The organism is uncultured Cardiobacterium sp. (genome assembly GCF_938028185.1).
Classification (GTDB): Bacteria; Pseudomonadota; Gammaproteobacteria; order Cardiobacteriales; family Cardiobacteriaceae; genus Cardiobacterium.
The window spans coordinates 1-2,388 of record NZ_CALJAH010000066.1; the positions used below are offsets into that span (position 1 = coordinate 1).

2 protein-coding genes are annotated in these 2,388 nt (G+C 49.3%); one reads left to right on the forward strand and one right to left on the reverse strand.

The window, feature by feature from the left end; translation table 11 throughout:
* Positions 1 to 512, reverse strand: a 512-nt coding sequence (locus Q0349_RS02070; protein WP_298079183.1) for a WD40 repeat domain-containing protein, incomplete at its 3' end; no start/stop codon positions are given.
* Between the two features lie 592 nt (positions 513 to 1,104).
* Between Q0349_RS02070 and Q0349_RS02075 the strand changes: the two genes are divergently transcribed.
* A partial coding sequence (locus tag Q0349_RS02075; RefSeq protein ID WP_298079184.1) for an ABC transporter transmembrane domain-containing protein occupies positions 1,105 to 2,388 on the forward strand: 1,284 nt, incomplete at its 3' end.

Consider the following 2,388-nt stretch of genomic DNA (forward strand, 5'->3'; position numbering starts at 1 on the left):
ATAAATCTTTTGTTCGACATAAACAAACATTCCCCAACAGGAATATGTTCCTTATTGTCCTTTTTAATATGTTTGCGCGTCCATTTTGTAGTGTCCCATATACTTAATCCTCCTATAAATGTATCTATCAAAAAATTCCCATTTGGAGATACACATATATCTTCAATAAATCTAACATTAGGCACTACGGTCTTTTTTAAGATACCAGATTTTATATCAAAAAAATAAATTCCATTGGCAACTCCACCAACAGCAAACCAGCGATTTTTGGGGTCAAAGGTCGCAACCATAATCCGACCACTATTCTCCAATTCTTTATAAGACCAGTCTTCCTCTGGCATCTGTACATCGTAAAGTTTTTTCCCTGTAGCGATTTCCCATACGGTTGCCTTCTTCCCCTGCACCGTTACCAGTAGTGTTTCATCCGCATTGACGGCCGCATTGATAATAGGCTCTGCCGCATACACCCAAACTGATGTCCATGCTATGCAGGTAAGAAGCAGATAGTGCAAAAAACTCCTTAAGCTCATAGCCCAAAGATTTTTCTGCACTATTAGCCAAAAAGTTTGCTTTCTCCGCATAGGTTGCATCCGTAAATTCTCCTGAATCAGGTGGCAGATTTTGCTTACCCGCCTGTTGCGGGTTACAAAAACCATACTATAACCTTGCCGTTATGTGCAACTTTTCTCAACCTACATCTGCCACTCAAGAGACCTCTTTCACACACCGACCCGCCAGAATTCCCGCAACCACGCGGATTATGGCAAATTATGTCCATGCAGTAATCTTTGTAATTTTTCACAATGCTGTTCATCTTTCCGCCCGAACAGGTGCACCAACCGCTATCGGCGCGCATCTTTTTTCAAGATGGTGGGGCAAGCCCCACCCTACCGCTACCGAAGAAAGCACGCCATTATCAAACTTATCCATACCGTAACCAATTCCGTCAATTCTTAAAATCCCGTTTATTTACAGTAAAATAATCACAACAACACCCCGTAACCCTGCCCATCCCCGCCTTCCGGTATTTGACTTCGCCGTCCGCCGCTGCAAGAATCCGCCGCGTCTTAACTGTTTATTTCTTTTTTTTCATCTTGCCTGCATATGGACACGTCCCCCGTTAGTGCTGCTGTTGCCTCCGCCATTCCGTCCGATACCCCGCTGGCATTGAATGCTTTATTGGTTATGGCGCACGTGCATGGGGTGGCGGCGAGTGGGGAGGATTTGTTGCACCGCTTTTCTGCCAATGGCAAGGATTTGAATCAGGAGGAGTGGTTGTTGGCGGCGCGTTATCTGGGTTTGAAGGTGCGCGCTGTTTCCCGTTCTATTTCAAGATTGCATTTGCTGGCTTTGCCTGCGGTGGTGTGGCAGCCGGACGGGCAGCATTTTATTTTGGCGCGAGTGGATGACGGCCAGTTTTTGATTCAGGATTTGGCGGCGGGCAAGCCGCTTTTGTTGTCTTTGCCGGATTTTTCCGCGCGCTTTTCCGGGCAGTTGATTTTGGTCGCCTCGCGCGCATCCATCTTGGGTTCTCTCGCCAAGTTTGATTTCACCTGGTTTATTCCGGCGGTGATTAAGTACCGCCGGATTTTTTTGGAGGTGTTGGCAGTCTCGATTGTGTTGCAATTGTTCGCGCTGATTACCCCGCTCTTTTTTCAGGTGGTGATGGACAAGGTGCTGGTGCATCGTGGTTTCAGTACGCTCGATGTGATTGCCGTCGCTTTTGTGGTGGTGACGTTGTTTGAGGTGGTGCTGGGCGGGCTGCGTTCTTATATTTTTGCGCATACGACCAGCCGCATTGATGTGGAGTTGGGCGCGCGGCTTTATCGCCATTTGTTGCAGTTGCCGATCAGTTATTTTGAGCAGCGCCGTGTCGGCGATACGGTGGCGCGGGTGCGTGAGCTGGAGCAGATTCGCAATTTTCTCACCGGGCAGGCGCTGACGTCGGTGCTGGATTTGCTCTTTTCGTTCATCTTTATTGCGGTGATGTGGTTTTACAGCGGCTGGCTGACGCTGATTGTGGTGGTGTCGCTGCCGGTGTATGCCGCTTGGTCGGCGCTGATTACGCCGGTGTTGCGCGCGCGGCTGAACGAGAAGTTTGCCCGCTATGCGGATAATCAGTCTTTTTTGGTGGAGTCGGTGTCGGCACTGGGGACGATAAAGTCAATGGCAGTCGAGCCGCAGATGACGCGGCGCTGGGACAAGCAGTTGGCGAGTTATGTGCAGACGGGTTTCCGCGTGACCAAACTCGCGACTATCGGCCAGCAGGGGATTCAGCTGATTCAGAAGTCGGTAACGATCGCTACTTTGTATTTTGGCGCGAAGCTGGTGATTGAAGGCAAGATGACGGTGGGGCAGTTGATTGCTTTTAATATGTTGGCCGGGCAG